Origin of the sequence: Anabaena sp. FACHB-1237, from assembly GCF_014696225.1 — a bacterium.
Lineage (GTDB): Bacteria > Cyanobacteriota > Cyanobacteriia > Cyanobacteriales > Nostocaceae > FACHB-1237.
Genome location: NZ_JACJPV010000007.1, coordinates 17,531 through 35,646 on the forward strand (window position 1 = coordinate 17,531; position 18,116 = coordinate 35,646).

An 18,116-nucleotide genomic window follows, 5' to 3' on the forward strand; every position below is an offset into this window, starting at 1 on the left:
GTTTATAAAAAAACAATCCCATCTTTGTATCAGCTTTATTTTACCGGATTGTCGGCCAATAAAACTGGACTTGTGGGAAAATGACATTATTACTAATTTAACAATGTCTTGCTCAGTAAACTCGTCAAAAACAAGGTAGGCATGGTAAAAAACACACCTGATTACCTTCTAAATTAGAGGATAAGTCTTTGAGAGAATGTCAATGATGAATCACTTTAATCTTTTCTTCTGCAACTACAGATTTTTAGACTTTCGGACCTTAATCTACAATTATATGATCTTTTGATGCTAAGTAGTTGTGGAAAATAAATTATCGGGTGCGAAGTACGGAGTAATACTTCTGACTCAATCTGACTCAATAACTCCCGGCTCCCATACTTACGGCTGATAGCTGATAGCTAACTCCTTTAAAAATCCTAAATTTGTATCACATAAAGCAGAATGTTTATTAACTTCCTGGTAGGTGATATTTATTTTTGCTCAAAATTCTTGTAAGATTACACCCTCTTCTGTTAAAATCTAGTACAACACTAAGATGAAATACTTACCAGCAGTGAAATTAAGCTAATTAAGACGAGTAATAACTATATTCTGTATAGTTAATGTTACCCGATCAAATGTGTAATTAATTATTATGCTGGATAGAAAAGATACAAAGTTTACCACAGTGTACACTCGTATCTTGAAAATCTACTGTGAGAAAATTTATTGATTGTCAATTTTTTTAGTATTTTAGAGGAGATTTATGACAACTAAGCCCGAACGCGTGGTATTAATTGGAGTAGCTGGAGACTCTGGATGCGGTAAATCTACGTTTTTACGTCGTTTAATAGATTTATTTGGTGAAGAGTTTATGACGGTTATCTGTTTGGATGACTATCATTGTTTAGACCGCAAACAACGCAAAGAGACTGGTATTACTGCACTTGACCCCAGAGCCAATAACTTTGACCTAATGTATGAGCAAATCAAGGCGTTAAAGTCTGGTCAAAGAATTCATAAACCAATTTATAACCATGAGACTGGTATGATCGATCCTCCAGAATGGATTGAGCCTAATCATATTATTGTGGTGGAAGGTTTACATCCTCTCTATGATGAAAGAGTAAGAGAGTTATTAGACTTTAGTGTTTACTTTGACATTAGTGATGAGGTTAAAATTGCTTGGAAGATTCAACGCGATATGGCTGAAAGAGGTCATCGCTATGAAGATGTTCTGGCGCAAATTAATTCTCGTAAGCCTGATTTTGAAAAATTTATTGAACCACAACGGGAATTTGCCGATATTGTTCTGCAAGTTTTACCCACAAATTTAATTAAAAACGATACAGAACGCAAGGTTTTACGGGTACGGATGTTACAACGAGAAGGTAAGGAGGGTTTTGCACCTACTTATCTATTTGATGAGGGTTCAACTATTCAATGGACTCCTTGTGGACGTAAGTTAACCTGTTCTTATCCTGGTATTCATTTGTACTATGGATCTGATGTTTACTACGGTCGTTATGTGTCTGTGTTAGAGGTTGATGGTCAGTTTGACAATTTAGATGAAGTAATCTACATTGAAAATCATTTAAGTAATACTTCTACTAAGTATAAAGGTGAATTGACTCACTTGTTATTACAACATAGAGAATATCCTGGTTCTAATAATGGTACTGGTTTGTTCCAAGTGTTAGCTGGTTTGAAAATGCGTACTGCTTATGAAAGATTAACTGCTGCTGAAGCTAAGATGGCGGTAGAAGTGTAATAAGGAGTTAGGAGTCAGAATTTTCACTCCGCACTCAATGGTCAAAAGTCAAAAGTCAAGAGTCAGAATAAAAAATTTTGACTTTTGACTTTTCCTTACTCTCCGCACTTGGCATTGAGGTTATAAATAATAGTTTAATCAGCATAACATCACAGACTAAAACATCAATTCTACAAATCTTGTGTAACTGACAAAATTGGGAAATTCCCCATGGTATCCTGAAAGTATCCACAAGGTATAACATCTTATGTTACAAATATGTTAAACCTAGAGAATTGGCTTGTGAGCGATCGCTCCATACCATACCATATATAAAGCGATTCTAACTTAGCTATTACCTCCAGGATTATTTTACCTTATAGGTATTAATTCCATGAAATAATAAACCCACTCCCCAACCTAATAGGGGAAAAATTGCCCAAAAATATCCAGGACTAGTAAACAAATTTAGCGAAATCAAAAATCCATTTATTATCAAAAAAGCAGTTAAATGTGATTGAAATTCTTGACGTTTTTCTCTTTTAGACATTGTTTCCTGTTTAACCGATACTTGTGTTTTTAACCATTCTTGTTCTGCAATTTTAATTGCCTCTGAAGAAACACCTAATTCTGATGCTATTTCTATAATTTGTTCCTTGGTAAATTCTCCCTCTTGCTTACGTTTAAAAGCTACTTCGAGAATTTGCTGCATTTCCTGTGAATTGTAAGTCATTATCAATACCTAAAATGGTAAAAAATACTTTTGAGAGTTACTTTTGAAGCGGTAGATACACAAATATTAAAACAGAAATATATTGTTATTTACGTTATATCTAATCAACTATTAATGTAGTATTTAAAAACACAAATTTATTGATTTAGTCAGATCCCGGACTTCTTAAAGAAGTCCGGGATCTCAAGGGGATCTCAAGGTAAAAATTTACCATCCCAAACGTTTACTAATATCAGCAACATTAATCACAGATGCAACTAATTTATAACAACATTCTTGACGACTTTGCAATGAAGGCTGAAAAGGTTCACTTAAACTAATAGTTAATCTAAATTTATCAGCCTCAAAGTTTTCTAAATTGAGTTTTTCTATTACCTGTTCACAGGAATATATTCCCTCTTGCAAATAATTAAGTTTATTTATCCATATAGGATCAGTAATGGGTAAATCATAAGAATTACCACATAAAGAAAATAAACATCTAAAATTTTTCTTACCTTGAGAATTATGAGAATTATATTTGATGTGCCATTTTAATATTTCAGGATTAATCATTGCTAAAGAAGATTTTAACGGAGTTCTTTCTAAATCTTCATAGAGGATAAATTTATCAAAATTACCTAATAATACTGGTTGAGAAGAATTTTTTTCTATTTCTGGTTTAATTAAGTTTCGTGCTTGTTCTAAACTAGTTTGTCCTAAAATCTGCCATTTATAACTATAGTGAATCAGATAATTTTCTGGATGATGACATTTTGGTTGATGTTTGATTATCGGTATTCTAATAATATCAAATAATGCAGGTTCTTTACCATCTCTATCTGTGAAATGTTCTTGATATAAAGTTCCATCTTGTTTATTAGAAATTGGCCGTAACCATCCTGAACCATCGGTTTTTATTCCTGCTATGCAAATTCCACCATGTTTAGTAGATTTAGCCAGACAAATAATATCAACTGTTAGCATTTTTTTATCTTCTTTACACCCTAGTTACTAAAATTTACAGCAGTTTCCGTTAACCCTTGTAACACAGACATCTTGCTGTGTTCATAGTGTACCTCATGTAGATGGAATGTGCTATATATAATATAACAAAAGTATTGTAGTATTGTAGGGTGCGTCAGATATGACAAATCTGTTTATTAATAGAATTTACCCAGTCTGACGCACCTTATGTATCTATATATATAAGCTGTTGTGCTTTTAACTTGAATAATTAATACAAGCAAGATGCTTGTGCTACTGTAACTTTAGGTTTTTTAATTATACAGTGAGTGCTGCACATTAGCTTAACAAAAGTATTGTAGGGTGCGTCAGATATGACAAATCTGTTTATTAATAGAATTTACTCAGTGTGACGCACCTTATGTATCTATATATATAACAAAAGTAAATTATTTGTGAATAATAATATTACTGATTTATCAAAGTTATCAAAAAAAACAAGATCCCCGACTTCTTTAAGAAGTCGGGGATCAGAACCTACAAATGATGAATTTTGATACTTTTTTCTAGATTATTTTGCAAATATTCAGCTACTAAGCGACGATGACAATTATGGGGTTTTAACTCACTACACAATAAACAACTTTTATCTATGATATCTATAGATAATTTCCTTTCAATTTGTCTTTGTGTAATCAGTTGATTGAATTTTTCTTCATAGCTATGCCAAGTAATTTGCTTTTTTTTGTAAGCATCTAAAATATCTGGAGTTGGTGCTAAATCAAGAATATGGATATATTCAATTCCCGCAATTTTCTGAAGAAAATATTGTAAATCTTGCTTTTTGGCAAATCCCGCAAGTTGAGAAACATTATTTAATCTGGTATCAATTACTCGTCTTACTCCTGATTTAATCAAAGTTTCAAAAAATTGTTCTGCCTTTTTTTGGGTAAAACCAATGGTATATAAATTAATTGATTCATTCATAATTTTCTTCTACTTCTGTATAAGCTACTTTTTCACTATGTAATTGATAGGCTTTTTCTACTAATTCTCCACGAGAAAATGTTTTATCTAAACTTTGGGTATTTGACATATCAAATAAAGAAAGTTGTTGAGATTTACCAAGTAAATCTGGTAATAACTTATATAAATTATGTTGTTTTAAAACTCTGTTTTCTAATTCCTCATTAGTTTCTAAATCTCCATTTTTATGAATATGTAAAATATCTAAATCAGCGGTTTTATCAGCATTTTTCAAATGGGGACAAATTAAAATTGCTCGATGACAAACAATGGGATCCTGTTCGGCACACATTAAACTAATTTGATATTTTTGTGAACCTTGAATCACACGAGTTAAACCAATTTTAAAAGCCTCCGTTGCTGCTATTAAATCATATCTAGCCATACCATTTACATAACATTTTCTATCTTGGGGACGGGCACCTAAATTATTTCCTAAAGGAACATAAGCAATGTTAACATTTTTTAATACTGCTTGTAATGCTGCTTGATTAAATTGGGGAAATCGGCGACTATAGGGACTAGAACGTACATCAGCTAAGGCTGTTACTTGATGTTTTTGTAACAGTTCTATAAACGTTTCAATTGTATGATTAGAATGACCAATGGTGAATATTTTCATATAGCACAATTCCTTAGGAGTCAGATCCCGGACTTCTTAGAGAAGTGTGGGATCTTGTAGTGATAATTATAAAATTCACTAGTCAATTTTAAGTTAACATGGTTAAATAAACATAACAATCAATTATTATTATACATCATGAAAAAATATACAACACTCACAACTGCTTTTGTAGCTACCTGCGCTATTATGCTCACTGGTTGCGGAGGTGGTAATAATAACAATAATTCTGCTACGAATACAACTCCTACCACAGCAAGAGATAATACATCAAATAATACATCTAATGGTATTCCTTTAGGTATTGCTTTTGCACAAACCAGTAATGTAGCTTTATTGGGACAAGAAGGAATTGCTGGTGTGAAAATTGCGGAAAAATATTTTAATGATCAAGGTGGTATTAATGGTACACCAGTTAAACTAGTAGTGCAAGATACTGGAGGAGATGAAGCAGGAGCAATTAACGCTTTTCAAACATTAATTAATAAAGATAAAGTGGTGGGTATTGTCGGTCCTACTTTATCACAACAGGCTTTTAGTGCTGATCCGGTGGCTGATCGTGCTAAAGTTCCTGTAGTTGGAGGTTCTAATACTGCTGTTGGTATTCCCGAAATTGGAGATTATATTGCTCGTGTATCTTCTCCTATTTCTGTAGTTGCTCCTAATGCAGTGAAAGCAGCAATGAAACAAAATCCTAATATTAAAAAAGTGGCAGTTTTTTACGCCCAAAATGATGCTTTTAATAAATCAGAAACAGAGATTTTTCAAAATGCGGTTAAGTCTTTAGGTTTAGAAATTGTCACAGTACAAAAGTTTCAAACTACAGATACAGATTTTCAAAGTCAAGTCACTAATGCTATTAATTTAAAACCTGATTTAATGATTGTTTCTGGTTTGACTGCTGATGGTGGTAATTTGGTGAGACAATTACGAGAATTAGGTTACAAAGGTTTAATTATTGGTGGTAATGGTTTAAATACTTCTAATGTTTTACCTATTTGTAAAGCTTTTTGTGATGGTTTGATTATTGCTCAGGCATATAGTCCAGAGCATACTAATGATATTAATAAAATGTTTCGCAAAACTTATGTGGAATTATACAAAAAAGAACCTCCTCAATTGAGCGCTCAGGCTTTTACTGCGGTTCAGGTTTTTGTGGAAGCTCTCAAGGCTTTAGATAATAAGAGTAAGCTGAATAAATTACCATTACCAGAGTTAAGAACTCAATTAAATAAACAACTTCTCTCTGGTAAGTATGATACTCCTTTGGGAGAAATATCTTTTACTCCTGCTGGGGAAGTTGTGCAAAAAGATTTCTATGTAGCACAAATTAAAATGGACAAAGATGGCAATAATGGTAAATTTGTATTCATTAAATAAGCAATGCAAGCAAGATGCTTGCGCTACTATAATTTATTGCACATCAATTTAACATTAATTAAATTAAATAGAATTACATGGACATTTCTGTAGTTTTTCAAAACTTGTTAAATGGGTTATCCATTGGCGGTGTTTACGCTATTTTCGCTTTAGGATATACCTTAGTTTACTCAATTTTAGGAATTATTAATTTAGCTCATGGAGCAATTTTTACTTTAGGTGCATATTTTACTTATGCACTGATGGGTAATAATTTCGGTTTTAATGGTTTATTAGCTAATGCTGCTTTACCTATTAAATTACCTTTTTTTATGGCTTTAATTTTAGGTAGTGGTTTAGCTGGTTTAGCTGGGGTAATTATGGAAAGAGTCGCTTTTAAACCTTTGCGAGATAAGGGTTCAGACTCTTTACTAACTGTGGTTTCTAGTCTAGGTGTGGGGGTAGTAATTGTCAATTTAATTCAATATTTAGTAGGTGCGGAAAGTTATACTTTTCCAGGAGATACTTTTGGTAATTTACCCCCAGCAATTAATTTTGGCAGTGCAGAAAATCCTATTCCTATTCGCACTGTACAATTAATCATTTTTGGGGTTTCTGTGGTGATTGTTTCCCTAATGACCTATTTTATTAGTTATACTAAATACGGAAAGGCAATGCAAGCGATCGCTGAAGATCAAATAACTGCCAGTTTATTAGGAATAAACCCGGATAAATTCATTGTTCTGACCTTTTTTATTAGTAGTTTTTTAGCAGGTTTAGCGGGAACTTTAGTAGCTTCTAGTGTGAGTATTGCAGGTCCCTATTTTGGGATTGGTTTTGGTTTAAGAGGTTTAGCGGTAATAGTTTTAGGAGGTTTAGGAAGTATTCCCGGAGCAGTTTTAGGAGGGTTACTTATTGGGGTAATAGAAGCATTTGTTCCTAGCGAATATTCTGGTTATAAAGATGCTGTAGCTTTTGGTATTTTATTCATTATGCTAGTAGTTAGACCTCAAGGTTTATTAGGGAAGAAGTTTGTACAAAAGGTGTAGAATTATCCCCTATATTCCCATTAAAATCTATTTAAACTTTTTGTGTTAATACTGGTGAAACCTGGATTTTTGGTAATGGTTTTAATGGAGTATTAATAGGGGAATAACGACAATAACAAATAACCACTGATTCAAAAGTACCCACAGGTAAATCTGGTACATATTCTTCTACCTTGGAAACTTCCCAATCACCAATTCTATAATGTGTACTTGCACCTGGAAATTCAGGATCTACATATTCTTCAATTTGACGAAATTCCTTGAGTCTATAACCAGGTTCGGGAATAGGTTTTTTAGAACCATCATAATGTTCAGCTAGGATATCAGTGCAAGCTCCAGTATGAGATAATAACATTCTTTCCCAGTTTTCTAACTGTCCTTTATCCGCTTTAAAAATAATATATTTACTCATTTTCTGATTCCTCATCATAATTAAGAAATTCTGTTTCACCTGCGAAAATACAATCCACTTTGAGAATTTTATTATTAGTAGGTTCTACTTTCAATAATTGCCATCCGTATTTATCAGCCATTTCTTGACATTTATCTCTATCTGTTGCTGCGTGTCTGGAAATTTTTTCTTCATATGTCATTATGATTCTACCTGTTGAGATTTTTTATCTTGAGAAATAGCTCTTTTGAGAATAACCTTGGCTAATTGAGGAACACTGAGAAATTCTCTGGCTGCCCAATCTTCTAAGTATTTATACTCATCTTCTTCTATGCGAATTGTCATTTGGGGTTTTTTGGAAGGCATATCTCACCATGATTCACTACTTCTTAATTATCGTTCCTATTAGTATGATTGACTAATAATGAATCAAAATAGTTAGAGGTGAATCACTTGTAAATACAGTATCAACAGGTAGCTTATTTGTCAACTATATAAAAATCTGACATTAATCTAAAATTTTCTATCTTAAAAGTTGACATTGTTAAATTAATGTTCTAAGCTAATCATATAACCAGGCTCTGTTTGGAGGTCGAACTATGGATGGGGATAGATTTCACGGGCTTTCAGGACTTTATCAGAAGCCATATCAACAAATGTGTGAAGCGAAGTTTGATCTGAAGATATGTATTTGGATAACTATGGGGGCCTTCTTAAAGGATCTTAAGAAAAAAGGTGCTGCTCTAACTTTACTCAAGGTAAGTGATCTTATTTCTGAGCTTATAGGAGAAGAGTTTCAGGTAAAAAACCCGTTTTTGTTTTGGACTAAAGCCGAAATGTGTAAAGTATTGGCTAAAAATGGTCAATACGATTTACCAACTTTAACTATGTCCTGTGACAGTCCACATCGGCAAAAGCCAGTTCAGTGTGGTTACTGCTCCTCTTGTCTTCTAAGACGACAATCACTTGCAGCCTCAATCATCAAAGATAGAACTCGCTATGTAGTCTTACATGGAGAGCGACCAGTGAAACACCCTAGCCTATATTTCCTGAATATGCAAGCTCAGGTTCGCACTCTTGACTCTTTGTTTGCTATTTCCGATAACCCCTGGAAAAGTATCACCAAAAAGTTTCCAGTGCTGGATGATATTGTTGATCAAACAGCTATAGTAGAGAATTTATTACCAATCGAGATGCAAAATCGTCTAATTCAACTCTACAGAAATTATGTTTCCGAATGGAATGCGGTAGAGTCTCTAATTTCAAAGGGACTTTTAAACCAATACAGTGATCTCCAGATATCTAGCAAATATACTGTCTTATCTCAACCTCAATAAAGTTGAGGAAAAACATCATGGCTACCAACATTGTGGATAACATTGACCTGCGGACATTAGGAGAACTTCTCCAACAAGCGCGTAAAAAGTGCGGTATAACTCAAGCTGATGCAGCCAAAATTATTGACGCTGCACGTACCACTATGATTGCTATTGAAAAAGGGGAACGTCGTATTAAAGCGAACGAACTCATTAAACTAGCTCGCGCCTATGGACGTTCAGTAAGTGAGTTTGTGCGTCAACGTCCAATAGTACAACCTTTTGAAGTACAATTTCGCGCAATTTATCAACGCAGTCAAGAACAACAGACAGAAATTGAACCATTTATTTCTCAATTAGAGGAATTATGTCAGAATTACCTAGAACTTGAGAATATTATGAAAGCACCAATACCGCGCAACTATCCTTTTGAATATCAAGTAACAGATATGCCCATCAAAACTGCTGCGGAAAGTATAGCCGTTGCAGAACGTCAGAGATTAGGCTTAGGTGATGCTCCCATTTCTCAACTACGCGACATATTAGAACAAGATGTAGGTTTAAGGATCTTCTATTTGCCAATGCCAGCAAAATATTCAGAAATATATAGTTATAATGAGCAAGTTGGTGGTTGTATGGCCATAAATGCCCATCATCCAGAAGAACGTCGGCGCTGGTCAATGGCGCATGGATATCTGCATTTTTTAGCACATCGGCAAAAACCAGAGTTTCATTTTGATGGTCAATATCAACGTTCTCCCGAAAGTGAACAACTAGCAGAAACTTTTCCTAAGTATTTCTTAATGCCAACCAGTGGGCTATTAAAACGGTTTAATGATATGTACCGTACACACGGCAAATTTACGCCTACTAATCTGTTTACATTAGCACATTATTATGGTGTATCTGTACAAGCTCTAGTTTATCGGTTACAAGAAATGGAATTGTTACCTTCAGGAACTTGGGATAAACTACAATATCAGGGTTTAAAAGTTAGAAAAGTACAGGAAGAACTGGGTTTAGAACAAATTCCCCAAAGGGTTGATATGATGCCATTACACTATCAACATCTAGCAATTGAAGCATTAGATCAGGGTTTAATTACAGAAGGGCGTTTTGCTGAATTTCTCCATGTTGATCGTTTAGAATCGCGTCGTATTGCGGAAGTATTACGGGAATATTCAAGCGGAATGATGGAAGAAGATACGGATTTTGATTTGCGTCAAACACAAACTACTGGGAAGTGAGGAGTTTATATAAATTGTGATAAACATCAATCACTCCCATATTATTCTTGATGCTTGTTGTATTCTTAACCTGTGTGCATCTGGTCAATTTCTGGCAATTTTAAAATCTCTTCCTGCCGAAATTGTTATTACTACAGTTGTACAAGAAAATGAATTAAAAACACTGCAAAAACTTCAAGAAGAAGACAATGATGCTGTGTTAGAATTTGAGACAGCTATTACACAAGGTTTATTAAAAATTGTAGATTTTGAATCAGAAGAAGAGAGAGAATCATTTGTAAACTATGTTTTTGATCTCGATGATGGTGAAGCGGCAACTTTGGCTATTGCAGTACATCGAAAATGGGCAGTGGCCACTGATGACAACAAAGCTATCAAGTTTATTAAAAAGAATTTTCCTGATATTAAAATTTTATCAACTCCAGAAATAATTAAATATTGGTCAGAAAAAGAAAGCATTGATCATTTAATATTAAATAATGTACTCAATTCAATTAAAACTAAAGGACGTTATCAACCTCCAAAAAATGATCCTTGGCGAAATTGGTGGATAAATGCTTGTAATTGAGGATTAATTATTACCAGTATTACCAGAAATTCACGTCAAAATGGTTTATTTGGTTTTTCATTAAGTTGTTGGCAAAATTCCAAATCATCATCTACTGAATCTTGAAATGCTTGTTTTAATTCCTCTACACTCCTACCTTGAAATGTAATTACAGCACATTCCATCTACATGAGGTACACTATCAACACAGCGCCTGTGTTACAAGGGTTTGATCATTAATTTATGTGGTATTATTATCTAGCAAGATGTCCATATATTCCCCAAAATTGTATTTCTCATAATTCCTATGTCTGAATTTTTCTCAACTTACGGTTCTTTAATTGTCTCAATGGTTCTGGGATCATTATTAGGACTTTCTCTTTACCTCCCTTTAATGACTGGACAATTATCTCTAGCTAGTCCTGGTTTTTATGCTTTAGGTGGCTATATTTCCGCAATTCTTTCGACTAAGGTTTTTACCTCAAGCAATATCTCAAATCATAATTTATTTCCTATTCCCTTATTACTGTTAGAAATGTTAATTGCTGGCATAATATCGGGATTATTAGGTATTGCTGTAGGTCTACCTGTATTAAGATTAAGAGGTATTTATTTAGCGATCGCTACCATAGCATTTGTAGAAGTTTTACGAGTAATTTCTCTCAATTTAGATATTACCGGAGGTGCAGTAGGTATTTTCAATATTCCCCAACCTTTTAACAGCCAAGTTGAATATTTATGGATAGCATTACCATTATTAATTATTAGCATGGTGATATTTTATCGCTTAGAAAAAATCAGAGTTGGTAGGGCATTTATCGCCCTTTGTGAAGATGAATTAGCGGCCAGTGCTATGGGAATTAACCCCCGTTATTACAAAGTTTTAGCCTTTACTTTAGGATGTATTTTAGCTGGGGTTGTAGGGGCAATTAGTGCCCATTTTCTCAATACTTGGAATGCTCGTCAAGGAACATTTGACGCGAGTATTATCTATTTAACCTTTGTTTTAATTGGAGGTTCACGCAGTTTTTTAGGTGCGGTATTAGGAGGAATGGTATTTACTGCTTTACCAGAGGTATTAAGAAATTTAGCTGATACTGCTGGCCTACCTAATTGGTTATCTCACTTTTTACGAGATGGTAGGTTAATTATTTTTGGTTTGTTAATTGTCATTGGTACAATATTTTTTCCTCAAGGTTTAGTTACTCCTAATATTTTCCAAAATAACCTTTTCAAGAAAAGGTCTTAAATATAAGTTGGGTATAAGTTGGGTATAAGTTGGGTATAAGTTGGGTATAAGTTGGGTTCAGACAGGAAACCCAGCATTATATGCAGCAGTTTCCGTTATTATGAGGTACAAATGTTAATGATAAAACCCTTGTAACACAGGCATCTTGCTGTGTTCATAGTGTACCTCATGTAGATGGAATGTGCTGTAAATAACTATTCACCATTAATTTAGTAACGTCATAGCAAATTCCCACTTCCTGCTATTCAGACTTACTCACATCTGTTACTCGCCAATTTAATTTTAGGTTAACCCAAAAATTCCAAATTGTAGCTACAGCGATCGCCATTAACTTAGCTAAATATTGATTCATCCCCAAACTATTATACAGCAAATTAATTACTAAGGCTTGAATAATGATACCAGCTAAACAAACCACATTAAACTTCAGAAACCTTTTCAAACGTTGACGTTTTCCCTGTTGTTTGCGGGAAATATCACCAAAAGTCCACACATCATTCCACAGGAAATTATTGAGAATTGCTACTTCTGCTGACAAAATTGTACTCCGAGTTAAACCTAAAGTAATTACAGTACGCAGTAAATGGAATATAGCTAAATCAACAAATACACCACTAAACCCTACTGCACCAAAGCGGAGGAAACGACCAATGGGGAAATTGATTTTCTGGCGAATTTTCCCTAGTCTACCCGTAGATACCCGTAATCTAATTAGATGTTGAATATACTCTATATATTGTTTCCATGTTACCTTGCTTTCACCTTCATTACGTTCGCAGAATACATATCCTACCTCCGCAATTTCTCGAATATTGCCCCGACCGATCACTTCTAATAGAATCTTATAGCCTACAGGATTCATGGTGACATCAGCGATCGCACTCCGCCGCACCATAAAATAACCACTCATCGGATCAGTAACTCTACCTAACACTCCTGGTAGTATAATTAAACCTAAAACCTGCGCCCCACGAGATAAAAAGCGTCTTACCACACTCCAACTACTCACCCCGCCACCATCTACGTGACGACTAGCTAAAGCCAAGTCTGCTCCCGCTTTTATCTGATCTACTAATTGAGTCAATACCTCTGGAGGATGCTGCAAATCACCATCTATTACACCTAATATCTGCCCTCTAGCTGCTTGCCATCCGCGAATTACTGCCGAAGAAAGTCCCCGTTCCTCCACTCGTCGCATTACTCTTAACTGGGGATAATCAGGTACAAGAGATTGTGCTACCTGCCAAGTGAGATCAGGACTATCATCATCCACTATAATTAGTTCATAATTATTCAGCATTACTTCATCAAGAAGTGTGCTTAAAATAGATACAATTTTCTCAATATTGTCACGTTCTTTATAAGTAGGAATTACTAAAGATAGAAAAATGGCATCATTTTCGTCTATATTCTGTGTAACTTCAGGAATTTTTAATGTACCCGTTGGAACTGTTAATAAAGAATTAAATGGGTTTATATTCATAAAATATCTTTGAAGTTACAATTACTCACATGAAAGCGTTATTTTTCACAGATTTTTCAGACTGAAAAAAGAAAGTCGTGTTCATTCAACAGTAGAAATTCTTGCTTATAATAACAGCATTTACACTCATTTACACTATAGTTTACAAACATGACATTTATAATTCTTATAATTTTTATAATTTTAGGACTTAGACAAATGTGATACCAAAAATCTGATGTAGGGTACATCAGACATCAAGAATATGTTTATTTACATGATTTATGCTATATGATGCACCCTAGAATTGACTATCTAATTTGTAAGTATGAAGCTATATAATAAAATCTGTGAAAACAACGTGATTAATCTTACAGCACATTCCATCTACATGAAGTACACTATGAACACAGCAAGATGCCTGTGTTACAAGGGTTTTATCATTAACACCTGTACCTCATAATAACGGAAACTGTTGTATATAGCAACAGCTAATTTTTTTAGCAGATTAAATAATGATAAAGCACAAGACACAAACAGACTTTCACCTCAGTCACCTGTCACCTGCTATAATAGTCATCTTGACTAAATAATCAATAAAATGTCTGAAAATACATCACCAACCAACAAGCAGATTATTTTAGAAAGCAAAGCAATAACCCGCAACTTCGGCGGTTTAGTTGCTGTAAATAATGTTTCCTTGACAGTGAACCAACATGAAATATTTGGGTTAATTGGGCCCAATGGTGCAGGCAAAACTACCATGTTTAATTTAATCACTGGTTTAATTCCACCTGACCGTGGTGAATTATTATTTGCAGGTCAAGTAATTTCTCAATTATCACCTCATGAAATTGCTAACTTAGGTATTGCTAGAACCTTTCAAAATATTCGCTTATTTGGTGAATTGTCCGCATTAGAAAATGTCATTATTGGTGGTCATTTACATACTAAAAGTAATATAATTACTGGTGTTTTAGGTTTACCTAATGCAGCTAAAGAAGAGCAAAAAATCCGTGAAGAAGCCTTAGAATTATTAGAGTTAATCGGCTTAGGAAATCGTAGTCAAGAAAAAGCTAAAAACTTTGCCTATGGTGATCAACGTCGTTTAGAAATTGCCCGTGCATTAGCTTTGCAACCGCAAATTCTACTATTAGATGAACCAGCAGCAGGAATGAACCCTAGCGAAAAACATGAATTAAGTGAATTTATTAGAAATTTACGCGATCGCTTCAATTTAACCATAATTCTCATTGAACATCATGTACCATTAGTTATGGGTTTATGTGACAGAATTGCAGTATTAAATTTTGGACAACTAATAGCTTTAGGTGAACCTACTCTAATCAGAAATAACCCCGCCGTCATTCAAGCCTATTTAGGAGACAATAAAAATGATTAATCAGCAAAAAAAATTAATAGATGAAATTATCTTAGAATTACAAGAGATCAATGTAAATTATGGTGCTATTCAAGCCTTAAAAAAAATTAATTTAACGATTAAAAAAGGCGAAGTAGTAACATTAATTGGCGCAAATGGCGCAGGTAAAACTACTACACTCAGAGCAATTTCTCAAATAGTAAAATCCAAAAGTGGTAATATTATCTATAGTGGCAGAAACATTACTCACCGTCCTCCCCATGAAATTGTGAAACTAGGTTTAGCCCATTGTCCAGAAGGACGGAGAATATTAGCAAAACAAACAGTATTGGATAACCTTTTGTTAGGTGCTTACATTCGTTCAGATCAGGAAATTAAAAGCGATATTCAAAAACAATTTGATTTATTTCCTCGGTTAGCACAAAGACGAAATCAACTATCAGGAACTTTAAGCGGAGGTGAACAACAAATGTTAGCGATCGCCAGGGCTTTAATGAGTAGACCAAAACTGTTACTTTTAGATGAACCCAGTTTAGGGTTAGCACCTACCATTGTTAAAGAAATTTTCGCAATTATTCAAAATTTGCGCGCCACAGGAGTTACCATTTTACTAGTAGAACAAAATGCTAATTTAGCTTTACAAATTGCCGATCGCGGTTATGTTCTCGACGCTGGTTCTATTACTTTATCTGGTATAGCATCAGACCTGATTAAAGATGAGAGAGTTAAACAGGCTTATCTAGGATAATAAGCTAATGTCTAGCACTGACTGTATAACCAAAAAACCTGAAATTACAGTAGCACAAGCATCTTGCTTGTATTCATTATCCAAATGAACAGCACAACAACTTACCATCTGTTAACAAATAACTTCAATGATCAACTTATGTATTTACAACTATGAAGAAATCACCAGCTATCATTATCCTAAATCAACATAGTTTAAACATTGGCCGTAAAATTACTGATATTTTACCCAATTCACAACTTTATGGTTTAAATAATCGCACGGAAAATGTAGATATTACTTTTACTAATTTCGGGGAAACTGTGCGAGAACTATTTATCTCTGGTACTCCCATTATCGGTATTTGTGCAGCCGGAATTTTAATTAGAACTCTTGCCCCTTTATTAACAAATAAAGCCCAAGAACCTCCTATTTTAGCTATAGCTGAAGATGGTAGTGCCGTAGTCCCACTTTTAGGTGGTTTAAATGGAGTAAATGACTTGGCCAGGGAAATTTCTCAAACATTAAATGTGCAACCTGCTATTACTACCACTGGAGACTTACGCTTTAGAACTGCTTTATTATCTCCCCCAACTGGTTATTATTTAGCTAACGGGGAAAATGGCAAAAAATTCATTGCTGATTTATTAGCTGGTGCTACAGTTAAAGTAATCGGAAATGCCCCTTGGTTAACCAATAGTAATTTACCGATTGATGATCATAGTGAATTAACTATTATAGTCACAGAAAAGACAATTATTCCTCAAGTAAATACTTTATTATATCATCCTCAAAATCTCATTTTAGCCATTTCTCAAATTACATCAGAGTCTTTAAATCAAATTTATCAATTATTAGGAAATAACCAAGTTTCTCAACATTCTTTATCCTTAATTATTGCTCCTTTAAATTTAGCTGCAAATCCTATATTAACAGATATGGTCAATATTTTAAATCTACCAATTCGGTTTTTACCCAATAGCCAAAATTGCGATTTTCAGAGTTTAGCTAATCAATATAGTTGGAATATTATCACGTCTTTATCTGATCATCTGGCTATTTTTCAATCTTCTCACATTGTTGATCCTGAGAATATTGGACAACCTAGAGGTAAATTAGCAATTATTGGTACCGGTCCAGGTGCATCAAAATGGTTATCTCCCGAAGTTAAACAAATTTTAACATCAGCCACAGATTTAGTAGGTTATAAAACATACATTAATTTAATTGGTAAATTAGCGGATGGTAAAAATATCCATGAGTCAGATAATCGAGAGGAGATATATCGGGCAAAACAAGCCTTAAATTTAGCAGCCCAGGGAAAATATGTAGCTGTAGTTTCTTCAGGAGATCCTGGTATTTACGCTATGGCCGCAGCAGTATTTGAAGCTATAGATAAGTATTCACAACCAGAATGGCAAAGTATAGAAATTCAAGTTACTCCTGGTATATCTGCTATGCAAGCCGCAGCAGCTAGTATAGGTGCTCCCTTGGGACATGATTTTTGTGTAATTTCCCTATCAGACATTTTAAAACCTTGGGATATTATATCGCAACGTATTAGTAAAGCAGCAGAAAGTGATTTGGCGATCGCCTTTTATAATCCTGTATCAAAAGAACGCACTTGGCAACTAGCGGCAGCAAAAAAGATATTATTAGAACATCGCAAACCGCAAACTCCAGTTATTTTAGGCAAAAACATGGGAAGAACAGGACAAAAAATTAATGTAATTACTTTAGAGGAATTAGAACCAAATTTAGCGGATATGCGAACAGTAATCATTATTGGTTCTTCCCATACTCGCAAAATTCAACAAAATGATTATCAAAACTGGGTTTATACATCTCGTAGTTATAGTTATCCTCCACATATGTGAAGTGAAAAAATAGATCCTCTAGTCCCCGACTTTGAAAACGCCCTGCTACAAAAGGAGGAATAAATTCCTCACTACAAAAGGAGGACTAAAGTCCTCACTACAAAAGGAGGAATAAATTCCTCACTACGGTTAGCTGTTGTGCGATCGCCGATCCCGTACATTGCGTTAATGAAATGTAACGCAACTTTACTTATGTAATTTATACAAGATGTTTATACAAGATATCTATTATACATCCCACTATCGAATATCTATTAACTTTACATAAAAAGGTAGTATAATATAATATGAGCGATCGCCTGTGCCAGTTGCGTAAGTCCTATTTGCATAAAAAAGTAGCATAATATGAGCGATCGCTTCTCTTCGAGATACTGTGCGAATGCTCGCTGTAGACACCGCAATTTTGGAGAATCAAAACGCTCTGGTTAGTAAGAAGCGATCGCTACCACTACATCT

20 protein-coding genes are annotated in these 18,116 nt (G+C 34.3%); 10 read left to right on the plus strand and 10 right to left on the minus strand.

Annotation, left to right across the window (positions count from 1 at the left end; all coding sequences use genetic code 11):
- Positions 1–745: 745 nt before the first annotated feature.
- Positions 746–1,750: a phosphoribulokinase gene (locus H6F32_RS05220; protein ID WP_190368282.1), complete on the plus strand. Its 1,005-nt coding sequence runs from the start codon at positions 746–748 to the stop codon at positions 1,748–1,750.
- Positions 1,751–2,096: 346 nt separating this feature from the next.
- On the opposite strand, the gene H6F32_RS05225 is transcribed toward H6F32_RS05220, so the two are convergent.
- From H6F32_RS05225 to H6F32_RS05240, 4 genes are all read right to left on the minus strand, one after another.
- The gene (locus tag H6F32_RS05225; protein ID WP_190368283.1) at positions 2,097–2,462 is read right to left on the minus strand and encodes a 2TM domain-containing protein; all 366 of its coding nucleotides are present in this window, start codon (positions 2,460–2,462) and stop codon (positions 2,097–2,099) included.
- A gap of 207 nt (positions 2,463–2,669) precedes the next feature.
- The gene (locus H6F32_RS05230; protein ID WP_190368284.1) at positions 2,670–3,428 is read right to left on the minus strand and encodes a dual OB domain-containing protein; all 759 of its coding nucleotides are present in this window, start codon (positions 3,426–3,428) and stop codon (positions 2,670–2,672) included.
- 516 nt (positions 3,429–3,944) lie between these two features.
- Complete coding sequence (locus tag H6F32_RS05235; protein WP_190368285.1) at positions 3,945–4,394, minus strand: DUF488 family protein; 450 nt, start codon at positions 4,392–4,394, stop codon at positions 3,945–3,947.
- Positions 4,387–5,055, minus strand: a complete 669-nt coding sequence (locus H6F32_RS05240) for a DUF488 family protein (protein WP_190368286.1) — start codon at positions 5,053–5,055, stop codon at positions 4,387–4,389. Before H6F32_RS05240 ends, H6F32_RS05235 begins: the two co-directional genes overlap by 8 nt.
- A gap of 138 nt (positions 5,056–5,193) precedes the next feature.
- Here H6F32_RS05240 and H6F32_RS05245 point away from each other — a divergent pair, with 138 nt between their 5' ends.
- On the plus strand, positions 5,194–6,435 hold the full coding sequence (locus tag H6F32_RS05245) for an ABC transporter substrate-binding protein (protein WP_190368287.1): 1,242 nt from the start codon (positions 5,194–5,196) through the stop codon (positions 6,433–6,435).
- 77 nt (positions 6,436–6,512) lie between these two features.
- Complete coding sequence (locus H6F32_RS05250; protein ID WP_190368288.1) at positions 6,513–7,463, plus strand: branched-chain amino acid ABC transporter permease; 951 nt, start codon at positions 6,513–6,515, stop codon at positions 7,461–7,463.
- A 31-nt stretch (positions 7,464–7,494) separates the two neighbouring features.
- Here H6F32_RS05250 and H6F32_RS05255 read toward each other — a convergent pair whose 3' ends face one another.
- From H6F32_RS05255 to H6F32_RS05265, 3 genes are read right to left on the minus strand one after another with little or no spacing between them, the layout of a single operon-like run.
- Positions 7,495–7,875, minus strand: a complete 381-nt coding sequence (locus tag H6F32_RS05255) for a hypothetical protein (RefSeq protein ID WP_190368289.1) — start codon at positions 7,873–7,875, stop codon at positions 7,495–7,497.
- Entirely contained in the window at positions 7,868–8,056 is a 189-nt protein-coding gene (locus H6F32_RS05260) for a hypothetical protein (protein ID WP_190368290.1), read from the minus strand. The genes H6F32_RS05255 and H6F32_RS05260 overlap by 8 nt, the downstream gene beginning before the upstream one ends.
- Positions 8,056–8,220: a hypothetical protein gene (locus H6F32_RS05265; protein ID WP_190368291.1), complete on the minus strand. Its 165-nt coding sequence runs from the start codon at positions 8,218–8,220 to the stop codon at positions 8,056–8,058. Before H6F32_RS05265 ends, H6F32_RS05260 begins: the two co-directional genes overlap by 1 nt.
- 233 nt (positions 8,221–8,453) lie before the next feature.
- Between H6F32_RS05265 and H6F32_RS05270 the strand changes: the two genes are divergently transcribed.
- The 3 genes from H6F32_RS05270 to H6F32_RS05280 are packed head-to-tail and all read left to right on the plus strand — an operon-like array spanning position 8,454 to position 10,985.
- Positions 8,454–9,191: a 7-cyano-7-deazaguanine synthase gene (locus tag H6F32_RS05270; RefSeq protein ID WP_242031058.1), complete on the plus strand. Its 738-nt coding sequence runs from the start codon at positions 8,454–8,456 to the stop codon at positions 9,189–9,191.
- Between the two features lie 17 nt (positions 9,192–9,208).
- The gene (locus tag H6F32_RS05275; protein WP_190368292.1) at positions 9,209–10,417 is read left to right on the plus strand and encodes an XRE family transcriptional regulator; all 1,209 of its coding nucleotides are present in this window, start codon (positions 9,209–9,211) and stop codon (positions 10,415–10,417) included.
- 16 nt (positions 10,418–10,433) lie between these two features.
- Positions 10,434–10,985, plus strand: a complete 552-nt coding sequence (locus H6F32_RS05280; protein WP_313926421.1) for a hypothetical protein — start codon at positions 10,434–10,436, stop codon at positions 10,983–10,985.
- 35 nt (positions 10,986–11,020) lie between these two features.
- Here H6F32_RS05280 and H6F32_RS20880 read toward each other — a convergent pair whose 3' ends face one another.
- A complete protein-coding gene (locus tag H6F32_RS20880; protein WP_277875050.1) occupies positions 11,021–11,149 on the minus strand; it encodes a hypothetical protein in 129 nt (42 codons plus the stop codon).
- Positions 11,150–11,271: 122 nt separating this feature from the next.
- Here H6F32_RS20880 and H6F32_RS05290 point away from each other — a divergent pair, with 122 nt between their 5' ends.
- The gene (locus H6F32_RS05290) at positions 11,272–12,213 is read left to right on the plus strand and encodes a branched-chain amino acid ABC transporter permease (protein WP_190368293.1); all 942 of its coding nucleotides are present in this window, start codon (positions 11,272–11,274) and stop codon (positions 12,211–12,213) included.
- A 241-nt stretch (positions 12,214–12,454) separates the two neighbouring features.
- On the opposite strand, the gene H6F32_RS05295 is transcribed toward H6F32_RS05290, so the two are convergent.
- Complete coding sequence (locus H6F32_RS05295; protein WP_190368294.1) at positions 12,455–13,696, minus strand: glycosyltransferase family 2 protein; 1,242 nt, start codon at positions 13,694–13,696, stop codon at positions 12,455–12,457.
- 580 nt (positions 13,697–14,276) lie between these two features.
- Between H6F32_RS05295 and H6F32_RS05300 the strand changes: the two genes are divergently transcribed.
- From H6F32_RS05300 to cobJ, 3 genes are all read left to right on the plus strand, one after another.
- Positions 14,277–15,077 carry an ABC transporter ATP-binding protein gene (locus H6F32_RS05300; protein WP_190368295.1) on the plus strand — a complete coding sequence of 267 codons (801 nt, stop codon included), beginning with the start codon at positions 14,277–14,279 and terminating at the stop codon, positions 15,075–15,077.
- A complete protein-coding gene (locus H6F32_RS05305) occupies positions 15,070–15,804 on the plus strand; it encodes an ABC transporter ATP-binding protein (RefSeq protein WP_190368296.1) in 735 nt (244 codons plus the stop codon). Before H6F32_RS05300 ends, H6F32_RS05305 begins: the two co-directional genes overlap by 8 nt.
- Positions 15,805–15,956: 152 nt before the next feature.
- On the plus strand, positions 15,957–17,660 hold the full coding sequence (gene cobJ, locus H6F32_RS05310; protein WP_190368297.1) for a precorrin-3B C(17)-methyltransferase: 1,704 nt from the start codon (positions 15,957–15,959) through the stop codon (positions 17,658–17,660).
- A gap of 240 nt (positions 17,661–17,900) precedes the next feature.
- On the opposite strand, the gene H6F32_RS05315 is transcribed toward cobJ, so the two are convergent.
- A complete protein-coding gene (locus H6F32_RS05315; protein WP_190368298.1) occupies positions 17,901–18,056 on the minus strand; it encodes a hypothetical protein in 156 nt (51 codons plus the stop codon).
- Positions 18,057–18,116 lie beyond the last annotated feature (60 nt).